The following is a 25,157-nucleotide window of genomic DNA, read 5'->3' on the forward strand; positions in this document are numbered from 1 at the left end:
TATTACCTTACAAGCGTCCTTTTGTAATTTTCTTAACCGCTTCCGAATGCGTCTCAAACCAAAGCAAATCTCCATAGCCACGCACTGCTAAATTTTGTAGAATAGCCCTTTTACCCCATGGTGCTTTTATATGACCGCTTGGACAGCTCACGTCACCGTCGCAACTGTTGTTGAAAAAGACGGAAAATTTCTATTTGTAGAAGAGCATACTGCGGGTGTGACACACACTGTATTTAACCAGCCTGCAGGTCATGTTGAATCAGGTGAAACACTCATCGAAGCTGCCATTCGTGAAACTATGGAAGAAACTGGACATGAAGTGTCTATAGATGCGTTATTGGGCATTTATACCTATACACCACCCATGTTTCCAGACCGCACGTATTATCGTTTCTGCTTTTTAGCGCAGTCACTTCATCACAGTCCAACCGCTGAACTCGATACAGGTATCGTGGGTGCAGTATGGATGACTTTAGATGAGCTGCTCGAAACGGCTCGTGCACGTAGTCCATTGGTGATTAAAGCGGTTCAAGACGCACTCACGGGTCAAAAATATCCTTTATCGCTCGTTTATGAGCACCAAAATTCTCCCCTTATTTCAAGTTTGGATGCCTAGTCCTATGCAACAACGTGTCATCGTCGGTATGTCGGGTGGTGTAGATTCATCTGTTTCTGCTGCTCTTCTTCTTCAACAAGGTTATCAAGTTGAAGGTCTTTTCATGAAAAACTGGGAAGAAGACGATGGCACGGAATACTGCACGGCTATGGAAGACTTAGCCGATGCTCAAGCCGTCTGTGACAAACTAGGGATTAAACTACACACCGCCAACTTTGCTATGGAATATTGGGATCGTGTATTTGAGCATTTCTTAGCGGAATATGCTGCAGGCCGTACTCCAAACCCAGATATTTTATGTAATAAAGAAATCAAATTCCGTGCGTTCTTAGATCATGCTATGCAACTGGGCGCAGACTTTATTGCGACTGGTCACTATGCACGTCGCGGCGAAACCATGACCAACTCTAAAGGTGAGGAATATGCACCTTTACTGCGTGGTTTAGATAAAAACAAAGACCAGACCTATTTCTTACACGCTGTACATGGCCGTGAAATTAATAAAACGTTGTTCCCTGTAGGGGAAATTGAAAAGCCTGAAGTACGTAAGATTGCCGAACAATACGACTTAGTCACAGCGAAGAAAAAAGACTCAACGGGCATCTGTTTTATTGGTGAACGTCGTTTTAATGACTTCTTAAAACAATACTTACCTGCACAAGCTGGAAAAATCGTCTTAGATGATGGCAAAGAGGTTGGTGAACATCACGGCTTAATGTACTATACGCTCGGTCAACGCGGTGGTATTGGTATTGGTGGTTTGAAAGGTGTGGCTGAAGGCGCATGGTTCGTTCTACATAAAGATATTGAAAACAACCGTTTGGTGATTGGTCAAGGTCATGAACATCCACTGATGCAAAGTACTGCGCTTTGGAGTGAAACGATTGACTGGGTCGCAGGTGAAATGCAGATTTCTGAAACAGGTTTCCGTTGTACCTCACGGACGCGCTATCGCCAAGATGACCAAGATTGTGTGATCTTTAATGATCCGACTACCCCAGGTGGCGTACGTGTTGAGTTCGATGAACCTCAACGTGCTGTGACTCCGGGTCAGAGTGTCGTATTCTACTCAGGTGAAGTTTGTTTAGGCGGTGGCGTGATTCATCATACCAATGCTCCTAAACCTGATTTTATTTAAAGGATTTTAAGACATGGCTGAGTTACCGTTTCAACAGCCTCAAACTTTGAACGAACGCCAAAACCGAGCTTTGGCGTTGGCGGCTGTTTTTCAGTCCGCGCAACTGACGCATATGACAGCCTTGAGCGGTCAACAAAGTATTGGGGAAAGCGGTAACTTCTATTTAGAGCAGTTGATTAAAGCCAGTTTAAATATCCGACCGAAGGGCAACCAAAGCGGACAAACTTTAGACTTCTTTCATCAGCTGGCGGACATATCCTTAGGACTAAAAACCTTAGAAAGTAGCATTACCCAGCCCTTTAATACCTCACCCAAAACTCGAATTCCAAAACTATCCACTGCTAAACTTCCCATGACCTATGCCATGGCACTCTTACAATTAGAAAAGAAAGTGTATAGCAACCCCAAATTCGTTGAAATTATTGAACAGTCCCAACAAAAAATCTTAAGACAGCTTTCTTTTTTCGATAATAACTATTTACATCCAAGCATTATTGCCAACCTCGCACAAACCTATGTCGACACCGCAGGGCAAATTAACCCACGCATTATGGTGCGGGGCAATGCAGAAGCATTTAAAGATTCATCGCATACCAACCGCATTCGCGCTTCCCTCTTCACTGGCTTACAAATGGCACATTTATGGCGTCAGCTCGGTGGAAGTTCATGGGGCATGGTGTTTAGCAAACGCAAGTTGCTTAAAGATATTCAAGATCTCGCTCGTTTACAGTATCAGGTGATTTAACACATGATCGACGGGCTTTTTAGTTTTACGTTTAATTCCAAAGTTTAAGGAATCGCTATGAACGCTTTAACCGCACTTTCTCCATTAGATGGACGCTACGCTAGCAAATGTGATGCGCTTCGTCCTTTCCTCTCTGAGTTTGGTTTAATCCATGCTCGTGTGACTGTTGAAGTGCGTTGGTTACAAGCGCTTGCAAACCGTCCAGAAATCACTGAAGTGCCTGCTTTCAGTGCTGCGACCAATGCTGCACTTGATGCAATTGTTGCTGACTTTTCTGAAAGCGATGCCAACCGTATTAAAGACATCGAACGTACCACGAACCATGACGTTAAAGCCGTTGAGTACTTCCTGAAAGAAAAAATTGAAGGCATCGAAGAGCTTAAAAATGCGGGTGAATTCATTCACTTTGCATGTACGTCTGAAGACATCAACAACTTGTCTCATGCATTAATGCTGAAAAGTGGTCGTGATGTATTGGTTGCATCTATGCAGCAAATCATTGACTCAATCGTGGCATTGTCTGAAAAGCATGCTGACCAACCTATGTTGTCTCGTACACATGGTCAGACGGCAAGCCCAACCACTTTGGGTAAAGAAATGGCAAACGTAGCATATCGTCTTGCGCGCCAAATCAAACAATTCAAACAAGTTGAGCTTTTAGGCAAAATTAACGGTGCAGTAGGTAACTATAACGCTCACCTTTCTGCTTACCCAGACATCAACTGGCCTGCACACTCACAAGCATTCGTTGAATCTTTAGGTTTAAGCTTTAACCCGTACACCACTCAAATTGAACCGCATGACTATATGGCGGAACTGTTTGATGCTTTACGTCGTTTCAATACGATTTTGATCGACTTTAACCGTGACGTTTGGGGTTATATCTCGCTTGGTTTCTTCAAGCAAAAACTCAAAGATGGTGAAGTGGGTTCTTCAACGATGCCACACAAAGTAAACCCTATTGACTTTGAAAACTCAGAAGGCAACTTAGGCTTAGCCAATGCTGTACTTGCGCACCTTGGCGAAAAACTTCCAATTTCTCGCTGGCAGCGTGACCTAACGGACTCAACTGTACTACGTAACATGGGTGTTGGTTTTGCACAAAGCTTGATTGCTTTTGAAGCTTGTTCAAAAGGCATTGGTAAACTTGAACTCAATGCTGCACGTATTGATGAAGACTTGAACAATGCGCAAGAAGTTCTAGCTGAACCAATTCAAACTGTAATGCGTCGTTACAACGTTGAAAAACCATACGAAAAACTAAAAGCGTTGACACGTGGTCAAGCAATGACGCGTGACATGATGGTTGACTTCGTCAATGGTAATGAACTTGAAGCTGTTCCTGCTGCTGACCGCGCACGTTTAGCGGAAATGACACCTGCAACCTATACAGGTAACGCAGCTGAACAAGCAAAACAAGTTGCTGACTTAATTTCTAAAATCTAATTTTTAGAAATTGAAAAAAAGCGAAGCTTCGGCTTCGCTTTTTTATCTATAATGCAAACAAGAATCTCCTATATGCATAATTGAAAAACCAATAAAAATGATGACAATCCTGAAAAGTACAACACCGAAAGCTCACATTGACTATCAACTGAAAAAGCCGCATTGGATTGCTCTCACTGTACTCGCTGTCGCCATTGCTTTCGCATCGATCCACCCCCTTGAAGTCAGCTCTTATATTTTGCATCAGGTCGGAACCGTATTCATGTTGGTTACGCTGATCATTTGTCTTTATAAAATGGGGCTCAGCTTAATCAGTTTTATGCTATATATTGGGTTTTTGCTGATTCATATACTCGGTGCGCATTATCTATATTCTTATGTGCCCTATAATGAATGGTCGATGCAGTATTTAAACCTCGACCTCAACCAGAGTTTCGGTTGGACGCGGAATATGTATGATCGCTTTGTACATTTAGCATATGGTCTGCTGCTCTACCCGTTTTTCTACCGTCTGTTTCAAGTGTGGCTGCCTCAACTTTCTAAACTCACCCTATTCTTGCTGGTCATTCAATTTGTGATGGCAAGTAGCCTCATTTACGAATGGATTGAATGGTTTATTGCGATGGGCTTATCGCCTGAAGATGCTGAAAACTACAATGGGCAACAAGGTGATATTTGGGACGCACACCAAGACATGCTTTTAGCCACAGTTGGTGCAATCATCACTGGCATAGCCTGTCTATTGAAAAAGTAGTATTTTCTGTCCGCTATTCCTCAAGCACAACAAATCACGACTATTACAGGACTCATTTAAGCATAAGTAACTTGTATATCAGCTTTAAAAACACAATAAAAAAACACCACGTCAGGCGTGGTGTTTTTAACTCTCTTAGTCTTTCGCAGATTCATCTGTTGGCACTTCAGTAATTCGGCCACCGCGAGCAAGGAATGCCGCAACTTCGTCTTCAAGTGCTTGGCGTTGTTTTAATTTTGCAGTCACCGTCAGTGTTTCAGCTTCGGCAACATCACCATCACTTGCAGCATTATCAGAAGAATCTGATGCGCCTTTTTCCGCTGCTTGAGCTTCGTCTTCGTCGACTGCTGAGTCTTCTACATCATCATAATCATTTGAATCAGTCATCTTAATCTCCCCACAAATGACATTTTAGGTTCCCATGAATTACTGGTTTCCAATTATGTTGAAATTTAACAAGCTCTCAGCCTTTCGCATAGTCTTATTCAACGGAAAATCGTATCTTTTTTAATCAAAATCGTAATCTTATTTTACGACTGGCTAAAAAATAACACTTCCGTTCTTAGACAGCATAACGCGTCTCTTTGAGCAACCCTAAACCATTGGCCTGTGCCATAAAAGCATCTTTTAATACAGGCAGTTTTTCAACCTGTTTCAAACCAAAGTTTCGCGCCCATACCACAGGAAAGAATTGTGTGGTTTCCATCCAACCGATGGCAGACATGCTATGCATCATGGCATCATTTTGTCCTTTACGGCGGTGTTCATAGCGTTTCAGTGTTTGCTCATGTGCCCACACGCCACGTGCTAGATCATGTAGTAATACATCACACAGTACAGCCGCATCAAGACAACCAATATTCACACCTTGCCCCGCCAACGGATGAATCACATGAGCCGCATCACCAATTAAAGCCAAGCCCGCTTTAACATATTGCTGTGCAGCACGTGCTTTGAGTGGGAAAGTGGCACGCGGTGTCGCTTCCAACACTTCGCCTAACATGTGATGACTTTCTCGCGTTAACAGCTGGGTAAATTCAGCATCTGAAAGCGCAGCATATTCTTCTGCATAATCATCGGGGAGCGTCCATACGATAGACTGCCAATGCCCTGCTTGCTCTGGCTTTAAACTCGCCATTGGTAAAAATGCCAAAGGCCCCGTTTCTAAAAAAATCTGACGTGCAACGTGTTGATGAGGCTGTGCAGTACGAATGGCGCAGCTTAAACCAGCCTGTTTGTAGTCCAGCACATCGATATCGATAAACGCTTGTTCCCGTACAAAAGAGTTTGCACCATCTGCACCAATCACCAGTTTGGTTTTCAACACCGTGCCATCTGCCAAATGGATATACCATAGCCCAACACCTTCTTCGACGCGGGCAACTTTAACCTGAGTTCGATAATCGTTGAGTACAGTAAGCATCTGCTGTTGAATCGCTAAATTAAGCAAACTTGGCTCAATCATAGAACCGAGTGCTTGTTCGCCTTGTGGTTCCTGCTTGGACGCATGACCAAAGTTAATTTCACCATAGCCATTTTTATTCCACACCTGCATGCCACTATAGGGCATCTGGCGGGCAATTTTATCCCAAACATCAACGGTTTCAAGTAGGTGTATCGTCGCTTGACTGAGTGCCAAGACACGTGGATTTGCAACACTTAAGGTCTTGTGTTCATCTAAAATAGGTGCAGCATCCAATACGGTAGCTTGCACACCGCCTTGTGCCAAAAGCAAGGCGGTCAGCCCACCCACCAAACCACCACCAATAATCACCACATCTAAAACATCAGTTTGAACATGACTCATGCTTTTAGCCCCATGGCATAGTTGGCAACGAGTGGTTTAATGCCTGGAATCGTATCAAACGCGACCAAACCAGTATTACGAATAAATTTTAAGATTGGATTGCTATTGCTAAAGCCTCGTACCACCGAATCACAGAACTTAATTACGCGTTGTTGATCGGTCAAACGTGAAGCCTCATAGGCTTGCAGCATTACGGCATCGCCCAAGTCTGCATTTTGCGCAATTTGCTCCGTCAAATAGCGTACTAAGACGTGCGCATCTCGCATACACAGGTTAAAACCTTGCCCTGCAACGGGGTGAATGGTATGCGCGGCATTGCCCATTAACACCACCCGTCCTACGGCCTGCTTTTCTGCTAATACTTGTGACAATGGAAAACTAAAACGCTTACCTGTTTTTTGGAACTTTCCTGCACGGTCGCCATAGGTTTCTTGCAAAGCATCTAAGAAATGCTGGTCATTTTCATCGCCCAACCATTCACCTTCTGTGCCTTTTTTCACAGGCCAAACCACGGAACGACGGTATTCACCTGGAAGTGGTAATAGTGCCAATGGCCCTAAGCTACTAAAACGCTCAAAACCCACATGGTTGTGCGGTTTTGAGGTTTGTACCGTGGTCACAATAGCGACTTGATCATAGTCATGCTCCGAAGCGCCTATTCCTAAGGCTTTACGGCAGAATGAATCACGTCCATCTGCAGCAATGACAAGTTTTGTTTGTAGTGACAGTTGTTCTTCTCCACGACTGGCTTCTATGTAAGCCATATCAGCATCTTGGGTCAGTTGAGTGACTTGTACACCATCAATCAGCTCAATGAATGGTTGCTTTTGAACTTCCGTCAGTAGCACACGACCGAGCCATGCATTTTCGATGACCTGCCCGAAGCTTTCGACTTTTTCTTGTTCTGCTTTAAGCCGCGCCTTACCAAAGCTACCTTGTTCGGTGATATTTACTTCTAAAATAGGTGTTGCATGTTCTTGTAACGCGCTCCATAAACCCAGTTCTTGGTAAATTTGAACTGTCCGACGTGACAAGGCGCTGTTTCGCGCATCAAAACTAGAATGGTATGGCGCAAGGTTTACATCATCATAATTTGGATATTTGATCGCCTCTAAAAGCTTCACCGCAATGTTTTGTTTGGCTAACATCAACGCCAAACTGAGTCCGACCATACCACCACCGACTATGATGACTTCTTGTTGCATGCTTCTATCCTTTTTATGACGTACCTAAAGTCAAAAACTTCAAATACCTATAAGTTTTAATGGATTTATATTACATCAAAGATTTTCTTTTTTATAATGAAATGGATGTTTTTACGTACTTTCACCGTAAAGTGTCATGTCATGATTTCTGAAAAGACAGTCTTTTCGATTTTCATCAAAACTTGTTCAGAACACTGTTTAAGCAAACTTATGAAAAATCTGGAGCTTCGACCTAATAAAAATCGCGCAAAGTGAAAAATGCCTTGGTAAACTTAACCAAGTTAGATTTAACTTTTCAATAGAAATTAAGCAATTGAATTTAAAATGTAATTTAAAGAATTTCGTATAAGGTGTATTATGTTAATTTTAGAAAATTTAAACATTTACCTTATAATTCAACTGTAGTTCATCCGCATTTCTCCCTCTAATGCCCCAGTTTTCTTTAGGAGTTTCAAATATAGTTATCTCAACATCATTTGAATCAATACCGCATAGATTGTTTATATTTTCGAATAGAGACCTAATAAATGCTTTTTTAGTCTCTTTTGTTCGTCCATCGAACATAGAAATTTCAATAATTATATAAGATTTACTGCGATCTACTGGATATACAAAATCCTTAGATTCTAGTGCGATAAAACGTTGAAATCTTTTCTCTTCAGGGTATTTTAATTCTTTAACTAAAGCCTGATGGATAGCTTTACTTAAATTATCACGATGTAATTCTATTGTTTCATTTAAAGCATAAATTTTTATCTGAGACATTACTTTCTCTAAATTAAAACCCTAATTTTAGCTTAGTTTCTCCCCTATTTAACATAATGGCGCTTATACGAAACAAGAGTCTTAGAATCTAATCAAGCATCTCTAATTCTTTTAATGCAATTCTCAGCGTCCGAATTGCGGAAGCACGAAAAATAGGATTTGTCCCATCAGCGGAAGGATTTTGATCTGTCCAAGCGATTGCTGCAAGACATTGAATGCCAACATAGAATAGAAATTTCATTTTAGGCACAGTCTGCTTATACGTACATTCCCAACCCTCTAAAAAAGCATTTCGTAATTCTAAATCAGAGAAATCTATATCCACCCAAATAATTTTAGCTAAATCATAGACCGCATCTCCAATACGAGCAGCGTCGAAGTCTATAATACCCGAAATTCGATTTTCACTGTCTACAAGGATATTTCGACCTATATAGTCACAATGCAGTAAATGAAGCTGTGTCGGCTCACATATCGCTTTAGCGTATTTTCGTAACTCATTCAATTGGTCGCAAAACTCATGATAATCAGATGACAATGGATTTATACGTGACATCCATTTTGAGATCATTAATTCTAATTGTTGCTTCCACAATACCCAATGTGTTGATAAGCCATCACGATCTTGCCAGAACCTCATATTCAATATGCGCGTTTGTGGAAGCGCACGATGAAGTTCGCCCAAAGCTCGTCCTGCATTCCCAAGCAAAGAGATTTTCTGTACCCGCGTACAATTTTTTAATACTTGATCGACTTGCCTACCTTCTATGGCACTCATGACAAGGATAGAAGAACCTTCCCATTCAAACTTATTTAATACCTTTGGTGTTAGTGGAAATTCTTTGAGAGCTTCTAAGATTTCACAGTAACGATCATTAGCCGTTTGAATATTTGCTATTTTGATAAAGACTTCTCCTTGAGAGGATTGCCCTTGATACACTGAAGCCCCATTTCTCTGTGTAACTAAATCTAACGTCTTTGCCTGAATCCTATGCTTTAACTTAGATAAATCTTTCATGCTGCCTAATTTCTGTTGTGAATAAAAATGATGATGAAATAACTAAAATTTTTATTTATAAATATTATAGTTCTCTATTCAACATAAATACCTTATAAAAAATAAAAGCCGATCACATGATCGGCTTTTATACAGTAAATTATATTTATCGCGCCATTAACGCTTCAATCTCTTCTACCGACTTCACCACTTTCGCAGTCAAATTCAGTGGACCGTTTTTAGTTGCCACAATGTCATCTTCAATACGAATACCAATACCACGCCATTTCACATCGACCGTTTCATCATCAGGTGCAATGTACAAGCCCGGTTCAACCGTCACTACCATACCTTCTTCATAGGTACGCCACACACCTTCTTGCTTATATGAACCGACATCGTGCACATCCATACCGAGCCAGTGTCCTGTACCATGCATATAAAACTGACGGAAACTTTCCTTTTGGATTATCTCTTCAATATCACCTTGCATAATACCCAGATCAAGTAGACCTTGGACTAAAATGCGCACAGCAACATTATGTGGTTCCTTATACGAGTTCCCTACACGCACTGCATCAATGGCAGCAAGTTGTGCATCAAGCACTACATTATAAAGTGCTTTTTGCTCAGGGCTGAACTTTCCATTGACAGGAAAAGTACGGGTGATGTCTGAAGCATAATATTCATATTCACACGCTGCATCGATCAACACCAAATCGCCATCTTTCAGCTCTTTGTTGTTCTCTACATAGTGCAAAATGCAGGCATTTTCACCACCACCGACAATACTGTTATACGACGGCACGCAGCCATTCTGACCAAATACATAATTCAGCTCAGCTTCTAGAGCATATTCCATCATACCCGGCTTAACGGCTTGCATGGCACGAGTATGCGCTTGTGCGGAAATATCTGAAGCTGTTTGCATCAATGCAATTTCTTGTTCTGACTTAAACAAACGCATTTCATCTAAAATACGGTCTAGCTGTATCAATTGTGCAGGTGCAGCAGTCCCACGACGTGACTCACCATTGGCAGTCGTGATCCATTTTGCTACACGCGCATCAAATTCAGGCTGTTGCCCAATACGATAGAATAATTTTTCTTTGCTTAAGAGTTTTTCAATGATTTCTTCATCTAACAAATCTATCGCATACGCTTCGTCAGCTTCATAGTCATCTACCGCGCCATCCATACCTGCGCGATAACCATTCCAGATTTCCATCTCGCGGTCACGTTCACGGCAGAACAAACTGTAGCTATAACCGTCTTCATCATCTTCAGCAAAGGTTTCAATGACTGCTACGGCTTCGGGCTCAGCAAAACCTGTCAGATAAAAAAAGCTGCTATCGGTACGATATTTATAGTCTGCATCACGATTACGCATCGCCACTGGACTGGTTGCAATAATGGCAATACTGTTCGGACCCATTTGTGCAGCCAAACGGTCACGGCGTTCCTGAAAATCCACTTGCGTTAGTTTCATGTTTGATCTGTCTTTTTTATACCAAAGAATAAAAGTGCCACGCGCACCTATCATGTACGCGCAGCAAATCTTATGCCAATCAGCTTGGGCGATGCGGCGTAAACATTTCTACAACATTGTTCGCTTCTGTTACAGAACGATCGATTTGTTGCTTGTTATGAAAGTGTTTAAGCAGAGAACTTTCCTCAACTGCAATCTTTTTGCGGCCTACAGATAAGCTCACAGGAATTAAACGTACAAACTCGTATAACTCTTGATAGCTCTCTTCACCCTCTTCATCATCATCAGTTTCTTCAAACTCAACTGCCGCGACATCTTGTAAATGTTCGATCAGTTCCATTTCATCTGGGCGAATATGACCAGACGCCAAACCAAAGCCCAGCACTACGCCTGCGCACCAATCCGCCAAAGCTTGTACACGGTCTGCGAGCGTATGAGTGTCATCGGGAAGTAACGGTAAATAGTCCAACTCATCATCAGAAAGTGCATGTGCGACATCTTCTGCTTCATCGGCTAACAAAGCCAAAGCTTCTTCGCTTAACTCTGGAATTTCCAAAGTCGTTAGGATGTGTTGCCACTCTTCACGGCTCGGTGCCTGAGTTACACAAATGATACCTGTGAGTAAACCATGTAACTCACTTGGGCTAGAAATCTCTTCAATTTTAGAAAAATTTGGCTGCCATTCTGACCAACCTGAAATATCGTCTTGCATTCGTTTATCCAATCTCTATACTTCTTATATATTACCTTTGTTTGCAGCACTGTGCGACCACGATATGTTAGAAGAATTACAGCGTCTACAGGCGCATATTGGCGTTTTAAAAACGCGACTTGCTCATTTTGAAAGTGAAAATAGCACTTTAAATGCAGCTAAACTGGATGCTGAAGAACAGCACCGTTCTCAAGTTGTGCAAAAAAATGGCTTAATTACCCAGAAACAAGAACAAATTGATGATTTAACTGAGCAATTAAGCAGCGCTCAGACCCAATATCAACATTTGAACACCGATGCGACTGCTTTGGCCGATCGTTATAGTCGTTTGGAAAAAAGTTGTACGGATTTAAAAAATCGCTTTCAGGAAATCTTGGCTGAACGTAATGAATTACGTGCAATTAAAGAAAAAATGAACAATGATCAGCGTCAAGCTCAGCAAGAAATTCAAGCGCTTCAGCAAGAACGTGAAAGATTGTTACAAAAAAATGAGCATGCTAAAGCCAAAGTCGAAGCCATCATCCAACGTTTGGCTATTTTAGGCACAGAGCAAGATCATCACGCGCAAGAAATTCAACAACTTGCCCACCCTACTGAAGCTGGCGAGGAAGTTTAATCATGAGCGAACCGATTACCGTTGAATTACGTGTCTTAGGCCATAGCTTTCGTTTAGTCACAACGGAAAAAGAAAAAGCCGACCTTGAACGTGCAGCTCTGCTTTTAAATGATAAATATGATGAATTTCGCCGTAAAGCGCCACGGGTAGAACCCAGTAAAATTATCATTATGGTGGCGCTTGAGTTAATGCAAGAAGTGTTGTTGATGAATAAAACACTGCAAGAGTATGCACACGCAGAACGATTACTGGCAAATATTATCGATGAGGTTGCAGAACTTGTTTAAACTCGACTTAATTGAATAAAGTATCAACACTTACTCCAGTTGTTTACAGTTCGTAGCGGTGTATGAGTTGCCATCAGTGTGATATTCGTTATACTTAAGGCAACTCTGAGGTGTTCGCCAGCGGGTCTATTCCCCTGCCGATACTTAAACTTATGGATGTGTTCTGTATATTTAGAGTGTATGCCCACTTTCATGTGGGAAACCCAGCAAGTATACGTCGCGTCCACCTTGAACTCATCGGGTTCAGGGTAACGACACATGCAGCGGCATCTTCGGAGTACTTTATTTAGTTAAAAATAATAATTACATACATCGCTAATACTCTTTAATTTTTATTTTTCAAGCTTATTATTTTAATTTAGTCCCACTACTAACCAAATTAACCAAAGTGATTCTTGAATCCCTCTATCCTTTAAAATAGCGCTTTTATTTGGCTATTGAATCTTTATCAAGTCATTTTTCTACTTCATTTATCCATAAGACAAAGCTAACCAGCCCTCAATTTTTAAAAATTTCCAAACAAAAACCTGACTTAGCTGGATACTGCATCAGGTTCATTCAAATGATTTATTTTTTTAGCAAATCGATCCAATAATATGCTCTGCGTGACAAGTTGTGCCTTGCAAAGCTGTCAATTGAATCATTCCGCTTTGATGTGCAAGTACAGGAACTTCCATTTTCATGGCCTCCATAATCGCAACCACTTGCCCCTCTACGACCTGCTCTCCGTTTTCTACTTTCCAAGCGCTAATTACGCCATTGATTGGTGCAAGTAAGTGTTCAGCACTCACTGCTGTTTCTGTAGCTGGTTGGTCTTGAGACGTCATTGTAGGGTTTTGTGCAAACATGCCCGCAGGTAAGCCTAAACGGTGTAATTTCCCATCAATTTCAATATAGCTGAGTAACATCGGTTGTTGATGATTAGGAATACTGCGTTTCGTTAGCTTTAAGTCCTGTTTAAAATCATTTTCAATCCAACGAGTATGGACACCAAATGTGTCGGTAAAATCAGTTTCATTTAATACTGCACGGTGAAAGTCTAAAACCGACGCAACCCCTTCAATTTTAAATTGCTTCAGCGCACGTTTAGCTCGGGCAATCACAACCTCACGTGTCGGGCCAGTGATAATCAGTTTGGCCATGAGCGAATCAAAATGACTCGACACCAAAGAACCAGTACGAACACCTGTGTCTACGCGTACGCCCTGGCCAAAAGGTGCTTCAAATAAACTTAATACACCAAATGCAGGAATGAAGCCACGAGCAGGGTCTTCAGCATTGATACGAAACTCAATGGCATGTCCCTGCGCTTTCGGAGTTTCTTTGATTGAAAGTTCATGGCCTTGAGCCACACGAATTTGCTCAACCACCAAATCGACATTGGCCGTTTCTTCCGTGACAGGATGTTCCACCTGCAAGCGGGTATTAACCTCTAAAAATGAAAGCTTTCCATCACGGCTCAGCAAATATTCAACAGTACCCGCACCGACATAGTTGGCTGCCTGACATATATTTTTAGCCGAAGTTAAAATTTCTTCATAAATTGCATCACTGATAAAAGGCGCTGGCGCTTCTTCAATCAGCTTCTGATTACGACGCTGTAGTGAACAATCGCGTGTACCTAAAACCACTACATTGCCATGTTGATCGGCAATCACTTGCGCTTCGACATGGCGTGGTTGATCTAAGTATTGCTCAACAAAACACTCACCGCGGCCAAAGGCAGCTTGCGCTTCACGTACAGCCGAATCATACAGCTCTTTTACATCTTCCAGTTTCCAAACGACTTTTAAACCGCGACCACCACCACCAAACGCGGCTTTAATCGCAATAGGTAAACCAAACTGCTTTGCAAACTCGAGGGCTTCATCAGCATTATTTAAGGGGTCTTGTGTTCCTTGAACTAAAGGTGCACCCACTGAAGCGGCTATCTTACGTGCTTCAATTTTATCACCCAATTTTTCAATGGCGCTTGGCGATGGCCCTACCCACTTTAAGCCTGCATCAATCACTGCCTGTGCAAATTCAGCACGTTCAGATAAAAAGCCATAACCCGGATGAACCATGGTCGCTTTGGATTTTTTAGCAACCTCAAGAATGGCTGGAATATTTAAATAGGTTTCACGTGCAGTTGCACCCGCTAAACCCCATGCTTCATCCGCCAGTTCGACATGCATACTATCAATATCGTCATCGGCATATAACGCAACTGAACTAATACCCATATCACGGCAAGCATGAATAATACGAACGGCAATTTCACCACGGTTTGCAATTAATAATTTTTCAGTAGTCATCATTCATTCTCAAAATCTGTAAATTCGGTCATTTTTTTAAATTTGATTTGGCACCCTGCTGGAATCTGTGCCACCAAGTCCCAATGGTGCTTCGCCACAGCCGCTATAACGGGGTAGCCACCAGTTAAAGGATGGTCATTCATAAACAATACAGGCTGTCCACTGGGTGGAATCTGTAAGGCACCAATACAAGTGCCTTCACTTTCCAACTCATGAGTAATTTTGCGTTGCAATGGTTGTTCACCTGAAAGCCTCAGTCCAACTCGATTGCTTTCATTGGTCACAAGCCAAGCTTGCTGACATAAGCGCTCAATGCTCTCCGCTTCGAACCAATCCGTTCGCGGTCCCATCACAATGTCGAGCTCAACCACATCGCCGACTTTGGGCAAGTGTAACTTCGCAATTTCGGTATTACTGATATTTGAAACTTCAACCTGTCCTTGATAAACCATATCCCCCATTTTTAGAGGTTCTGGTCCCAATATGGCCAAACTATCAAATGAGGCGCTATTCAGCACAGGCTGCACGTCGATACCACCACGAACCGCCAGATAATTCCTCAGTCCAGCCGTCGGTGCTTGAATCTGAAATTCATCACCTTCATCAAGGGCAATCGCTTGATAACTCTCAAAGTCAGCCTTTTGGCCATCACTAAATTTCACGTGGAGGTTTGAAATTGCTCCCGTAACCGAAATGACTGCGGACTGATGCATTTTGGCTTTCAAACCACCATTTAAAATTTCAATCACAGGCGTCGGAGTTGGGTTACCAACAATTCGATTTGCACTGTGCATCGCCGATACATCCATCGCCCCTGCAACACCAACCCCTATCTTGGTCTGGTTAAAACGCCCTTCATCTTGAATCAGCATCTGTAGGCTCGGTGCAGTTACCGTAAACACAGGCATGGAGTGTTTGGGCTCAACAGTACGAGTGACTTGCTGTGGTACGCTAACCGTGGTCGGTTGATGTGTGACATCTTCAAAATGTACTGTCATTCCCGGTAACAGTAGCGCTGGATTTTTACGCTCTAGATCCCACATTTTTGCAGCAGTCGTACCGATCAACTGCCAGCCCCCCGGACTGTCTTTCGGATAAATCCCTGAATATTGTCCTGCCAGTCCCAAAGAACCCGACGGTATTTTTTTACGTGGCACAACTAAGCGAGGAATATCTGTAAAAGGTCGATCGGGACTGCTCATATAAGCAAAGCCCGGTGCAAAGCCGATAAAAGCCACATTCCAAACACTTTGACGATGCTTCAAAATCACATCAGCAATTGAAAACCCTTGTAACTCTGCAATCTGAGCAAGATCTTCGCCCGTATAGCAGATAGGAATAATCAACTCTTGGACATTACGCTCAACGCCTGAACCGATTTTTACAGTCTGAATCGAAGCAACCAGTGTTTTAAACGTAGTCTCGATTTCATTAAAAAAAACCAAAATCGTTTTTGCAGCAGGGACTAAGTCTTTAATTCCATTCAATTGCATCTTGTGCAATTTATTGTACAACGCCAATGTTTCCTCTAAGCTGGCAAGCTCTATGAGAAAACAATCCGCGTTTACCGATAAAAAACGCATATGCCTATCCTTTTAATTGTTCTTCGGTGCTGCTTAACCTATCCATGCACGATCAGGAATGTCGGTAATGAACATATGACCGGGTGCATGGCTAATGGCAAAAGGAATTTTTGAGTTCATCACCGCCGCTTGTGGGGTTACACCACAAGCCCAAAATACTGGAATTTCCCCAGCCTCAATACGTGAAGCATCGCCAAAGTCTGGCTGATTCACATCACGAATACCTAAACCTTCAGGATGTCCAATATGCACAGGTGCACCATGCACACTTGGCATCCGTGCTGTAATTTTGACGGCATCCGCGATTTGATGGGATGGAATTGGGCGCATAGAAACCACCATGTTGCCCGAAATACGTCCCGCAGGCTGACACTGAATATTACTCAAGTACATCGGTACATTGGTCTGATCATGGATATGACGAACTTCAATACCTGCTTCTTGCAATGCAGTTTCAAAAGAAAAACTACAGCCAATTAGAAACGTTACCAAGTCAGGATGCGCATGATAAATGTCACTCGCATCCGTGACTTCATCGACCATTTCACCTTCTTTCCAGATGCGATAACGTGGAAAGTCAGTGCGTATATCTGAATTTTCTGCCAGTCTTGTGGCATAAACACCTTCCTCTAGCACGTCTAAAACAGGACAGCTTTGCGGATTGCGATGTGCATACAGTAGAAAATCATAAGCCCAATCTTTAGGTACCGAAATCATATTGACCTGCGTCATGCCCACAGCCATACCCGCCGTTGGTTTGTCAAAGCCTGCACGAATTTTTAAACGTGCGGCTAACGCGGCTTCAAGCTGCGCTGAATCGACTCGGATATCCTTATACATTGCGTAGTTCCTCATGCTTTAAGACAAAGGGACGAATTTCAATATGATGATTTAGCAGTTCAGCTTTAATCGCAGCCGACATCTCTAAAGCACCCGCGGTGTCACCATGTAAGCAAATCGTGTCCGCTTGGATAGGGGTAAATACACCATCAATCGACTCAACGCCGCCATTTTTCAACATAGACACCACACGGCGTGCCACAAAGGCTGAATCATGTAAAACAGCCCCGTCCAAACGACGTGAAACCAATGAGCCATCACTGTTATAAGCACGGTCTGCAAAGGCCTCAGATACAACCTTTAAGCCTGCTGCACGTGCTTGATCAACCAAGTTGGAACCTGCCAGTGCCACCAAAACCAGTTCTGGGTTATACATCTTGATAGCATCAATCACCGCAGCGGCCTGAGCGTGATCATGTGCAATGGTGTTATACAGTGCGCCATGCGGTTTCACATATTGCACGTGAGAACCAGCCACTTTAGCTAGACCATCCAGTGCAGAAATTTGATACAACACATCGGCAATCAGCTCATCACGTGACACATCCATATTGCGACGACCAAAACCGACGAGGTCTGGATAAGATACATGCGCGCCAATCGCGACATTTAATTCAACCGCCTTCCGCAGTGTCTTTAAAATCCCCAGCGGATCTCCTGCATGAAAGCCACATGCAATATTGGCACTTGTCACTACGGGTAGAATTTGGTCATCATTGCCCATTTTCCACGAACCAAAACTTTCACCTAAGTCACTATTTAAATCTACAAACATGGCTTAATTCCTTTATCACTTCACCGTCGTCTGGCTTAAAGTTTGGTTAAATAATTAAAGACTGTAGTAAAGGACATATAGCCCATCCACCATGTCAACATACATGTGAGTACACCCAAAATAAGTAACCATTTTGGATAGTTATAATTCCCCATCATATCTTTACGGCAAGCGGCAACATAAACAAAAATCGTTAAACCGATTGGCAATACCAAACCATTAAAACCACCAACAAAAATCAACAGTCCAGCAGGGGTTGCGCCCAGTACGACATACAGCAATAAAGCTAAAGAGATAAATGCAATGGTGGTGTAATTGGTTTGTTTTGGACTCAGGTTTTTCTTAAATGCGGTAAAGAATGAAACCGAAGTATAAGCGGCGCCAATGGTACTACTGATCCCTGCTGCCCAGAAAATCAGACCAAATAATTTATAACCGAAAGTCCCTGCGGCATATTGAAAAGCTTGTGCTGCTGGGTTGGCATCATGGCTGGCTAAATCAATGCTTGCACCACTCACCACTACACCCAAGAAAGCTAAAAACAGCACATAACGCATGATGCCTACAACCACAATACCTTTGGTTGCAGCTCTTGCGACTTCATCAATATTTTCAGGGCCAACCGCGCCTTTATCCAGTAAACGATGGGCGCCTGCATAGCAAATATAGCCGCCGACCGTTCCACCAACAATCGTGGTGATAATGGCAAAATCAATCTGGTCGGGTGCAAACGTTTGATGAACAGCTTGACCCACAGGTGGCATCACAATGACGGCAACAATGATAATCAAGATGATTTTGAGCAACCCCAAAACGATCATGCTTTTATCCATGGCCAGCGTGGCTTTTCTTGAAGCAAAAATTAAAATGGCTAAAGCACCACTTAAAATGCCGCCCCATTTAGTGTCTAACCCAAATAATGCATTGAGACCTAAAGCCGCGCCTGCAATATTACCAATACTGAAGAAGAAGCCACCCAAAATGACCAGAAAAGCCAGTAAGTAACCACTGCCTGGCAAGGCTTTATTGGCAATATCCGAGGCACGCATTTGCGTCAGCGTTACGACACGCCAAATATTTTGCTGAACCACATAATCAATCAAAATAGACACGAGAATGGCAAAGCCAAACGCCGCACCCAATTTCACAGTAAAAACTGCGGTTTGAGTTAGAAAACCAGGTCCCATGGCGGAGGTTGCCATCATGAAGATTGAAGCAACAATGGCCCATTGGCGATCTGATAAAAAAGAAGATTTTAATAAAGACATATTTAATGCGTTCCTCGTCCATTTGAGCTTAATAACGCTATTTTCAAGTTGAACCAAGAACATCATTTTGCTTACAAATTCTGTTCTTAAATCCCTTTAACTGACAAAGATTCCCTGTTGCCCAACCAAAGCCATGGCGGATCAAATCTTCTATTTGAAATAAGAACATAGGCAAGCGCGATGAACAATACGACTTTTTACATCCATTATTAAAACTAAATAACTGTATTTTATTATTTTTTATTTATTAAAAGTCTAATGATAAATTTTACTTATCACTCACGATAAGCTGCTTTTATGGTTTTTTAACAAATTACGTTTTGAGATAAAGGAACATCGCTTGTCAAAAAGCTGCGTATGCCTCAATTATTTTTTAATTTTCTCAAGCAGTCTTTTCATTGCACTTTCAGAAACAGTGACTGCGACATCGGTTAATTTCTCTTTCAAGGCAGCATCATTTCCTTGCATATAAATCGAGGTGAAATGAAAGGTTTTGAGCTGGATCGGGGTATTTAAAATCTCCAAGCGACCATCGGTAATTTCCTTTAGCGCCGTTAAGGTCGGCACAACGGCGATCCCCAAACCTTGCTCCGCAAGACGCAATAAGGTCGCAAGCGAATAACTGGTAATTGAAAGCGGCTCATCTAGTGCCTGCTCTTTCATTTTGGCCTTGAGCTCTTTATAGGGATAGGTAATTTTCGGGTAAGTTAAAATGGTATGAGACATTAATACCTTAAACGACATTTGGCCCACACCACCTTTAAAAGATGGAGCTGCCAAAAAACTCAGTTCAAAGTCACATAGCGCCTGCTCTACACACTCAAAAGCCAAAGTCGGGCCCAACAAAAAGGCCATGTCCAAATCCCCGGTACGCACACCTTCTTGCAAATTTGGGGTCAAATCCACCACAATTTCCACTGAAACTTTAGGAAACTCTTTTTGTACTTTTTCGATATATTCAACCAACCACGTATAAACGATGGTCTCGGAAACACCTAAACGAATTGTTCCTGTTAGATGCTGGTTTTCAGTCAGCTCAGCCACCAAATCAGTTTCTAAACGCATAAACTTTTCAGCATATTTAAACAGGGTCATGCCTTTATGGGTGGGTTTAAGCTGTCGAAAGCTGCGATCGAGAACTTTAAAACCTAAATCATTTTCAAGAGAGGTGATTTTTTGTGAAACGGCAGGCTGAGTCGTTTGTAATTTTGTGGCAGCCTTATTGAAACTATTTAAAGTCACCACCCAATAAAATGCTTCTAGATTTTTTAAATTCACCCTAAATCCTGCCTTTACTCCATCCCGCTTATAGTACGGCAGTTGCCCCTATTTTTTAAGTTACTGTTTTATATAATTTCAAAATGTCTTACGAGATGACGCTCATTCAAGCGCCATGCCTTACCCAAATACATCAATTTACAACCTTACTCCCTCGAATCTGATCAAGGCTCTTTAAATCAAGTTGAATCAAGAAAAGAGGCTTGAAAAATCAATGTTTATTCGCGCTGCGCTTCATTCCAGCACGAATCATCATAAAAAAAGCACCTTTGTTGAAAAGATGCTTTTTAAAACTCAACTTAAAAAGAGACTGTAAAAATCTAAAAGCGCTTATTTACTCTTTTGTAGACGTAAAGCATTTAAGACCACTGACAGTGAGCTTAGTGACATCGCCACAGCAGCGAACATCGGGGTGAGTAATAACCCTGTTAAGGGATAGAAAATCCCTGCTGCGACAGGGACACCCAAGCCGTTATACACAAAAGAAAAAGCAAGGTTTTGTTTCATATTACGCACACCCAGTTTCGCCATATGCAGGGCATCGGCTGCACCACGAATATCACCTTTAACCAAGGTGACTTGTGCGGTTTGTTTAGCAATATCAGTTCCATTACCCATGGCAATTCCAACATTGGCTTGTGCCAAAGCAGGTGCATCGTTAATGCCATCTCCCGCCATCGCGACAATCTTACCTTGAGCCTGATATTTCTTCACGATGTCCAGTTTTTCAGTTGGCGTACAGTTGCCATAGACTTGTTGAATACCCAATTCCTTAGCCACCAACTGGGCATTTTGTTCATGGTCACCTGTTGCCATGACCACTTCAATACCATCATCAATCAACTGTTGAATGACTTGCTGAGCATTGACCTTAATCGCATCGTGAATAGAAATATAAGCCAGCACTTCTTGACTATTGCTTAAGAAACTGATCACATTGCCTGTCGCACGCTGCTGATTCAACTGGCTTTGCAAAGTATCATCTAAAGTGATGCCGAGCTGTTCAAGCAGCTTTTGGCTACCAATATAGAGGGCTTGCTCGCCAATCTGACCTTTGACCCCAAAACCAGTCACATCCTCAAAGTCTGCCACTTTCAGCAACTGTTGTGCAGGCACAATTTGCGTCAAAGTTTGAGCAATCGGGTGACTTGAATATTGCTCAATCGAAGCAATCCACTGTTCCACTTGCGCTTGGTTCACATTTGGGCTGAGCAACTGAATTTCTTTAAGGCTTGGTTTACCTTCCGTCAGAGTCCCTGTTTTATCGACAATCAGCGTATTCACTTTACTTAAAGCTTCAATCGCCTCTGCATCTTTAAACAGTACCCCTTTTTGTGCCGCACGACCTGTAGTGGCCATCACAGACATTGGTGTTGCCAAACCCAGCGCACATGGGCAGGCAATAATCAGTACCGCCACCGCACACATCAGTGCCAAATCAAATTGTGCACCACCAAACACCATCCAAGCGGCAAAGGTCAACACACTAATCAGTAACACCACAATCACAAAATATTTGGCAAACACATCGGCCAAACGTTGTAACGGTGCTTTAGAACGCTGTGCTTCTGCCACCGTCTGAATCATTTTCGCCAAAGTGGTATTCGCCCCGACCGCCGTGGTTTGAATACGAATACTGCCTTGTTGATTGACCGTCCCGCCGATCACCGTGTCATGCACTTGCTTTTTCACAGGCACAGGTTCACCGGTCATCATGGCTTCATCGACATAGGTTTTGCCTTCAACCACCACACCATCCAGTGGAATCTGCTCGCCCGAGGAAATCTGTAAAATATCGCCTTGTTTGACCATACCAATATCCACTTCTACCACTTGATCGTTTTGAACCAACTTGGCCGTATTGGCTTGCAGTTTGAGTAAGGCTTTGAGTGAATCTGCAGTCTTGGCACGTGCTTTTAACTCCATGATTTGCCCAAGTAAACTTAAAGACACGATCATACAAGCTGCTTCAAAGTACACTGCAACGCCATGCCCTGTTTTGGCTTCCATTGGAATTACACTTGGGAAAATCGTTGCCACTACACTATAAATATAGGCCGCCAACACCCCGACACCAATGAGGCTCCACATATTTAAGTTGCGGGTTTTATATGAGGTCCAGCAACGTTCAATAAAGGGTTTACCTGCCCAGAGCACCACTGGGGTCGCGAGGACCAGCTCAATCCACGGTTGAATATGCGGTGAAATGAAACTGTGAATATGTGAACCCATCGCCAGTACAAACACGATCAACGTCAGCGGTAAGGTCATCCAAAAACGATGGCTAAAATCCACCAATTCAGGGTTGGGTGCATCATCTAAAGTCGGTTGCATCGGCTCCAGTGCCATACCACAAATCGGACACGTCCCCGGCCCTTTTTGTACAATTTCAGGGTCCATCGGACAGGTATAGTCCATATCCGCAGCCCCTTCAGGCACAGGACGCTGATCGGGTGGAATCAGATAAAACTCAGGATCCCCTTTAAACTTATCTAAACAGGAAGGATTACAGAAATAATAAGTCTGTTGCTGATAATCCGTTTTTAACTCTGTATTCGGATCGACTGACATACCACATACGGGGTCAATAAACTCAGCTGATCCAGATGGAGCATGATGTTCATGTTGATGTTTCCCACCACCACAGCAACTACTTTTGGCAACTTCTACCTTCGGCTTGGGTGCACAGCAACTTGCTTTGCTGTCTGGTTCTGTTTGCGGCTTAGGCTCACAACAAGATGTTTTTTTCTTCACCACTTTCGAGGTCGAACTACAACAAGCGGAGACTTTAACTGCAGAATCTGAAGGTTCAACCTTTACATAAGCCTTTGGAGTTGCAATAAACTTTTGCAAGCATTTTTCACTACAAAAATAGTAGTCCTGCCCCTGCCATTCAGTATGCGGTTTACTTAAGTCTGTGACGGTCATGCCACACACAGGGTCAATAAATGTGGTCTTCTCTGCATCTGACACAGGTTTTGATCCACAACCACAACCCTTAGATGCAACTAATGTGCCTTCCTCTTTCGCCTGAGAACATGCCTCAGCTAAATCTACTTTGGGTTTACTGCAACAAGCACTGGGCGCTTTTTCTGATGTTAAATAAGCCTCTGGATTGGCCGAAAATTTCTTTAAACAGCCTGAGCAACAAAACAAATAACGAACTGATTGATGCTCATACACATGAGGAGAGTCCTCTGCGACCATCATCCCACAGACAGGATCGATATTCACCACCATCGGCGCTAATTTCTGTTTAGCACAGCAAGACGTTTTGTGTTGCTCACTCATTCTGACTCACCTTTTATTTTTTGATTGTGTTAGCATAAAGTCTGTACCTAGGTACTGAGTCAAGCCTTTTGGAGATTATTTTATGCTCACTATCGGCAAGCTGGCAAAACACTGTCAGGTGAATGTGGAAACGATTCGTTATTATCAACGGATTGGTCTGATGCGCATTCCTGAAACCACACAAAACTATCGTTATTACAGCCAACAAGACATTGAAACCTTAAGCTTTATTCAAAAAGGCAAAGATGCGGGCTTACAGCTCAGTGAAATTCAAGATCTATTGCATTTGCAACTGGACGATCGCGAAAAAGTCCGTCATGTGATTCAGCAACGACTGGAAAAAATTGATCAACGGATTCAAGAGCTGAATGCTTTGAAACAACGCCTTTCAAGCTGGGTGGATGAATGTAAAACCACCACCGACAGTTGCTGCCCAATTTTGCAAGAGCTAAAAAAAGGTTCAACGATTGCACCATAAACAGATACCATCTTTTAAATTTGACGATCATTTTCACACACACCTTTTCGATTCTCAGGACTGCGTTCACCATGTCGATTGAACTTGCCCAACTCAGAAAACAGCTTCGCAAACAACGCAGACAAGTTTCCGCCTATCAACAGCAGCAGTCCGAACTTCAAATTTTACAACGTTTAAGACGTGTGCCCGAATTTAAACATGCCACCCGTGTCGGGATCTATCTACATGCTTTTGGGGAAATTCAGACCCGTAAAATCATTGAATATTGCTTTCATCAAAAAAAGTCGGTGTATTTACCGATGATTTGCAATATGAATCAGCGCTTGGTGTGGGTCAAAGTTTCACGCAATCAATTTCAAAATAAACGCTTTTCACACCATCCGCTGGGTATGCAAGAACCTATGGCAACACGTGGCCAGCACGTTTCACATTTAGATCTGCTACTCATGCCCTTATTGGCGTGTGATCCTTATGGCACACGCATTGGCATGGGAGGTGGTTTTTATGATAAAACCTTGGCTTCTGCACCCTATCACCGTCCATTTCGTTTGGGTTTAGCCCATCACTTCCAGTTGGTTCCACAGCGCTTGATTCGAGAAACATGGGATCAACCTTTGGATGGGCTGCTTACACCTCAACAGCATTTACGCTTCAAGCGCTAAAATTGACATTATTGACTATTGAGAATACTTAAAAATCACATGTTTAGTCATTTTTTATACAATTTATTTTGACCTGCCCTTGTATTTTTTAAAATACCCATCACTATA

General features: G+C 42.6%; 22 protein-coding genes, 1 other RNA gene and 1 pseudogene. 10 read left to right on the plus strand and 14 right to left on the minus strand.

The window, feature by feature from the left end; all coding sequences use genetic code 11:
• Positions 1–130: 130 nt before the first annotated feature.
• The 5 genes from GVX98_RS08570 to GVX98_RS08590 all read left to right on the plus strand — a co-directional run bounded on the left by GVX98_RS08570 (position 131) and on the right by GVX98_RS08590 (position 4,699).
• The gene (locus GVX98_RS08570) at positions 131–616 is read left to right on the plus strand and encodes an NUDIX hydrolase (RefSeq protein WP_159127816.1); all 486 of its coding nucleotides are present in this window, start codon (positions 131–133) and stop codon (positions 614–616) included.
• Positions 617–620: 4 nt separating this feature from the next.
• On the plus strand, positions 621–1,754 hold the full coding sequence (gene mnmA / locus GVX98_RS08575) for a tRNA 2-thiouridine(34) synthase MnmA (protein ID WP_004980838.1): 1,134 nt from the start codon (positions 621–623) through the stop codon (positions 1,752–1,754).
• 13 nt (positions 1,755–1,767) lie between these two features.
• Positions 1,768–2,499, plus strand: coding sequence for a high frequency lysogenization protein HflD (gene hflD, locus GVX98_RS08580; RefSeq protein ID WP_004980842.1), 732 nt, complete (start codon positions 1,768–1,770; stop codon positions 2,497–2,499).
• Positions 2,500–2,556: 57 nt separating this feature from the next.
• Entirely contained in the window at positions 2,557–3,945 is a 1,389-nt protein-coding gene (purB, locus tag GVX98_RS08585) for an adenylosuccinate lyase (protein ID WP_004980844.1), read from the plus strand.
• Positions 3,946–4,042: 97 nt separating this feature from the next.
• A complete protein-coding gene (locus GVX98_RS08590; RefSeq protein ID WP_159127817.1) occupies positions 4,043–4,699 on the plus strand; it encodes a DUF2238 domain-containing protein in 657 nt (218 codons plus the stop codon).
• Positions 4,700–4,834: 135 nt separating this feature from the next.
• Here the strand turns inward: GVX98_RS08590 and GVX98_RS08595 are convergent, their stop codons facing one another.
• The 7 genes from GVX98_RS08595 to GVX98_RS08625 form a co-directional block, all read right to left on the minus strand.
• Entirely contained in the window at positions 4,835–5,086 is a 252-nt protein-coding gene (locus tag GVX98_RS08595) for a hypothetical protein (RefSeq protein ID WP_004694228.1), read from the minus strand.
• A 175-nt stretch (positions 5,087–5,261) separates the two neighbouring features.
• Entirely contained in the window at positions 5,262–6,506 is a 1,245-nt protein-coding gene (locus tag GVX98_RS08600; protein ID WP_159127818.1) for an FAD-dependent monooxygenase, read from the minus strand.
• Complete coding sequence (ubiH, locus tag GVX98_RS08605; protein ID WP_159127819.1) at positions 6,503–7,711, minus strand: 2-octaprenyl-6-methoxyphenyl hydroxylase; 1,209 nt, start codon at positions 7,709–7,711, stop codon at positions 6,503–6,505. Before ubiH ends, GVX98_RS08600 begins: the two co-directional genes overlap by 4 nt.
• 375 nt (positions 7,712–8,086) lie before the next feature.
• The gene (locus GVX98_RS08610) at positions 8,087–8,476 is read right to left on the minus strand and encodes a tautomerase family protein (protein WP_114836855.1); all 390 of its coding nucleotides are present in this window, start codon (positions 8,474–8,476) and stop codon (positions 8,087–8,089) included.
• Positions 8,477–8,564: 88 nt separating this feature from the next.
• The gene (locus GVX98_RS08615; RefSeq protein WP_159127820.1) at positions 8,565–9,494 is read right to left on the minus strand and encodes a phosphotransferase family protein; all 930 of its coding nucleotides are present in this window, start codon (positions 9,492–9,494) and stop codon (positions 8,565–8,567) included.
• A gap of 145 nt (positions 9,495–9,639) precedes the next feature.
• Positions 9,640–10,962 carry a Xaa-Pro aminopeptidase gene (gene pepP / locus GVX98_RS08620; protein WP_035326899.1) on the minus strand — a complete coding sequence of 441 codons (1,323 nt, stop codon included), beginning with the start codon at positions 10,960–10,962 and terminating at the stop codon, positions 9,640–9,642.
• Positions 10,963–11,041: 79 nt separating this feature from the next.
• Positions 11,042–11,674, minus strand: a complete 633-nt coding sequence (locus GVX98_RS08625) for a UPF0149 family protein (protein ID WP_004980864.1) — start codon at positions 11,672–11,674, stop codon at positions 11,042–11,044.
• A gap of 64 nt (positions 11,675–11,738) precedes the next feature.
• Between GVX98_RS08625 and GVX98_RS08630 the strand changes: the two genes are divergently transcribed.
• The 3 genes from GVX98_RS08630 (at position 11,739) to ssrS (ending at position 12,860) form a co-directional block, all read left to right on the plus strand.
• A complete protein-coding gene (locus tag GVX98_RS08630; RefSeq protein WP_004980866.1) occupies positions 11,739–12,290 on the plus strand; it encodes a hypothetical protein in 552 nt (183 codons plus the stop codon).
• Positions 12,291–12,292: 2 nt separating this feature from the next.
• Positions 12,293–12,577, plus strand: coding sequence for a cell division protein ZapA (locus GVX98_RS08635; RefSeq protein ID WP_004980868.1), 285 nt, complete (start codon positions 12,293–12,295; stop codon positions 12,575–12,577).
• A 99-nt stretch (positions 12,578–12,676) separates the two neighbouring features.
• A non-coding RNA gene (gene ssrS, locus GVX98_RS08640) (6S RNA) lies at positions 12,677–12,860 on the plus strand.
• 292 nt (positions 12,861–13,152) lie between these two features.
• Here the strand turns inward: ssrS and GVX98_RS08645 are convergent.
• The 7 genes and pseudogenes from GVX98_RS08645 to GVX98_RS08675 form a co-directional block, all read right to left on the minus strand.
• Positions 13,153–14,874: a biotin carboxylase N-terminal domain-containing protein gene (locus tag GVX98_RS08645; protein ID WP_159127974.1), complete on the minus strand. Its 1,722-nt coding sequence runs from the start codon at positions 14,872–14,874 to the stop codon at positions 13,153–13,155.
• Positions 14,874–16,457, minus strand: a complete 1,584-nt coding sequence (locus GVX98_RS08650) for an urea amidolyase family protein (protein ID WP_004980873.1) — start codon at positions 16,455–16,457, stop codon at positions 14,874–14,876. Before GVX98_RS08650 ends, GVX98_RS08645 begins: the two co-directional genes overlap by 1 nt.
• 33 nt (positions 16,458–16,490) lie before the next feature.
• Complete coding sequence (locus GVX98_RS08655) at positions 16,491–17,297, minus strand: putative hydro-lyase (protein ID WP_159127821.1); 807 nt, start codon at positions 17,295–17,297, stop codon at positions 16,491–16,493.
• Positions 17,290–18,072, minus strand: coding sequence for a LamB/YcsF family protein (locus GVX98_RS08660; protein WP_159127822.1), 783 nt, complete (start codon positions 18,070–18,072; stop codon positions 17,290–17,292). Before GVX98_RS08660 ends, GVX98_RS08655 begins: the two co-directional genes overlap by 8 nt.
• Before the next feature lie 35 nt (positions 18,073–18,107).
• Positions 18,108–19,362 (minus strand): annotated as a pseudogene (locus GVX98_RS08665) (NRAMP family divalent metal transporter).
• A gap of 344 nt (positions 19,363–19,706) precedes the next feature.
• Complete coding sequence (mumR, locus tag GVX98_RS08670; RefSeq protein WP_159127824.1) at positions 19,707–20,618, minus strand: LysR family transcriptional regulator MumR; 912 nt, start codon at positions 20,616–20,618, stop codon at positions 19,707–19,709.
• 330 nt (positions 20,619–20,948) lie between these two features.
• Complete coding sequence (locus GVX98_RS08675; protein WP_159127825.1) at positions 20,949–23,909, minus strand: heavy metal translocating P-type ATPase; 2,961 nt, start codon at positions 23,907–23,909, stop codon at positions 20,949–20,951.
• An 82-nt stretch (positions 23,910–23,991) separates the two neighbouring features.
• Here GVX98_RS08675 and GVX98_RS08680 point away from each other — a divergent pair, with 82 nt between their 5' ends.
• Together GVX98_RS08680 and GVX98_RS08685 are read left to right on the plus strand one after the other, a co-directional pair.
• Entirely contained in the window at positions 23,992–24,387 is a 396-nt protein-coding gene (locus GVX98_RS08680) for a MerR family transcriptional regulator (RefSeq protein WP_159127826.1), read from the plus strand.
• A gap of 71 nt (positions 24,388–24,458) precedes the next feature.
• Positions 24,459–25,049, plus strand: a complete 591-nt coding sequence (locus GVX98_RS08685) for a 5-formyltetrahydrofolate cyclo-ligase (protein WP_159127827.1) — start codon at positions 24,459–24,461, stop codon at positions 25,047–25,049.
• Positions 25,050–25,157 lie beyond the last annotated feature (108 nt).

This window comes from Acinetobacter sp. 8I-beige (genome assembly GCF_902505955.1).
Taxonomy (GTDB): domain Bacteria; phylum Pseudomonadota; class Gammaproteobacteria; order Pseudomonadales; family Moraxellaceae; genus Acinetobacter; species Acinetobacter johnsonii.

Excerpts from the sequence above, each read along its gene's own strand:
- GVX98_RS08570 (WP_159127816.1), top strand. The coding sequence starts at position 131 with ATGACCGCTTGGACAGCTCACGTCACCGTCGCAACTGTTGTTGAAAAA.
- mnmA (WP_004980838.1), top strand. The coding sequence starts at position 621 with ATGCAACAACGTGTCATCGTCGGTATGTCGGGTGGTGTAGATTCATCT.
- hflD (WP_004980842.1), top strand. The coding sequence starts at position 1,768 with ATGGCTGAGTTACCGTTTCAACAGCCTCAAACTTTGAACGAACGCCAA.
- purB (WP_004980844.1), top strand. The coding sequence starts at position 2,557 with ATGAACGCTTTAACCGCACTTTCTCCATTAGATGGACGCTACGCTAGC.
- GVX98_RS08590 (WP_159127817.1), top strand. The coding sequence starts at position 4,043 with ATGATGACAATCCTGAAAAGTACAACACCGAAAGCTCACATTGACTAT.
- GVX98_RS08595 (WP_004694228.1), bottom strand. The coding sequence starts at position 5,086 with ATGACTGATTCAAATGATTATGATGATGTAGAAGACTCAGCAGTCGAC.
- GVX98_RS08600 (WP_159127818.1), bottom strand. The coding sequence starts at position 6,506 with ATGAGTCATGTTCAAACTGATGTTTTAGATGTGGTGATTATTGGTGGT.
- ubiH (WP_159127819.1), bottom strand. The coding sequence starts at position 7,711 with ATGCAACAAGAAGTCATCATAGTCGGTGGTGGTATGGTCGGACTCAGT.
- GVX98_RS08610 (WP_114836855.1), bottom strand. The coding sequence starts at position 8,476 with ATGTCTCAGATAAAAATTTATGCTTTAAATGAAACAATAGAATTACAT.
- GVX98_RS08615 (WP_159127820.1), bottom strand. The coding sequence starts at position 9,494 with ATGAAAGATTTATCTAAGTTAAAGCATAGGATTCAGGCAAAGACGTTA.
- pepP (WP_035326899.1), bottom strand. The coding sequence starts at position 10,962 with ATGAAACTAACGCAAGTGGATTTTCAGGAACGCCGTGACCGTTTGGCT.
- GVX98_RS08625 (WP_004980864.1), bottom strand. The coding sequence starts at position 11,674 with ATGCAAGACGATATTTCAGGTTGGTCAGAATGGCAGCCAAATTTTTCT.
- GVX98_RS08630 (WP_004980866.1), top strand. The coding sequence starts at position 11,739 with ATGTTAGAAGAATTACAGCGTCTACAGGCGCATATTGGCGTTTTAAAA.
- GVX98_RS08635 (WP_004980868.1), top strand. The coding sequence starts at position 12,293 with ATGAGCGAACCGATTACCGTTGAATTACGTGTCTTAGGCCATAGCTTT.
- GVX98_RS08645 (WP_159127974.1), bottom strand. The coding sequence starts at position 14,874 with ATGACTACTGAAAAATTATTAATTGCAAACCGTGGTGAAATTGCCGTT.
- GVX98_RS08650 (WP_004980873.1), bottom strand. The coding sequence starts at position 16,457 with ATGCGTTTTTTATCGGTAAACGCGGATTGTTTTCTCATAGAGCTTGCC.
- GVX98_RS08655 (WP_159127821.1), bottom strand. The coding sequence starts at position 17,297 with ATGTATAAGGATATCCGAGTCGATTCAGCGCAGCTTGAAGCCGCGTTA.
- GVX98_RS08660 (WP_159127822.1), bottom strand. The coding sequence starts at position 18,072 with ATGTTTGTAGATTTAAATAGTGACTTAGGTGAAAGTTTTGGTTCGTGG.
- GVX98_RS08675 (WP_159127825.1), bottom strand. The coding sequence starts at position 23,909 with ATGAGTGAGCAACACAAAACGTCTTGCTGTGCTAAACAGAAATTAGCG.
- GVX98_RS08680 (WP_159127826.1), top strand. The coding sequence starts at position 23,992 with ATGCTCACTATCGGCAAGCTGGCAAAACACTGTCAGGTGAATGTGGAA.
- GVX98_RS08685 (WP_159127827.1), top strand. The coding sequence starts at position 24,459 with ATGTCGATTGAACTTGCCCAACTCAGAAAACAGCTTCGCAAACAACGC.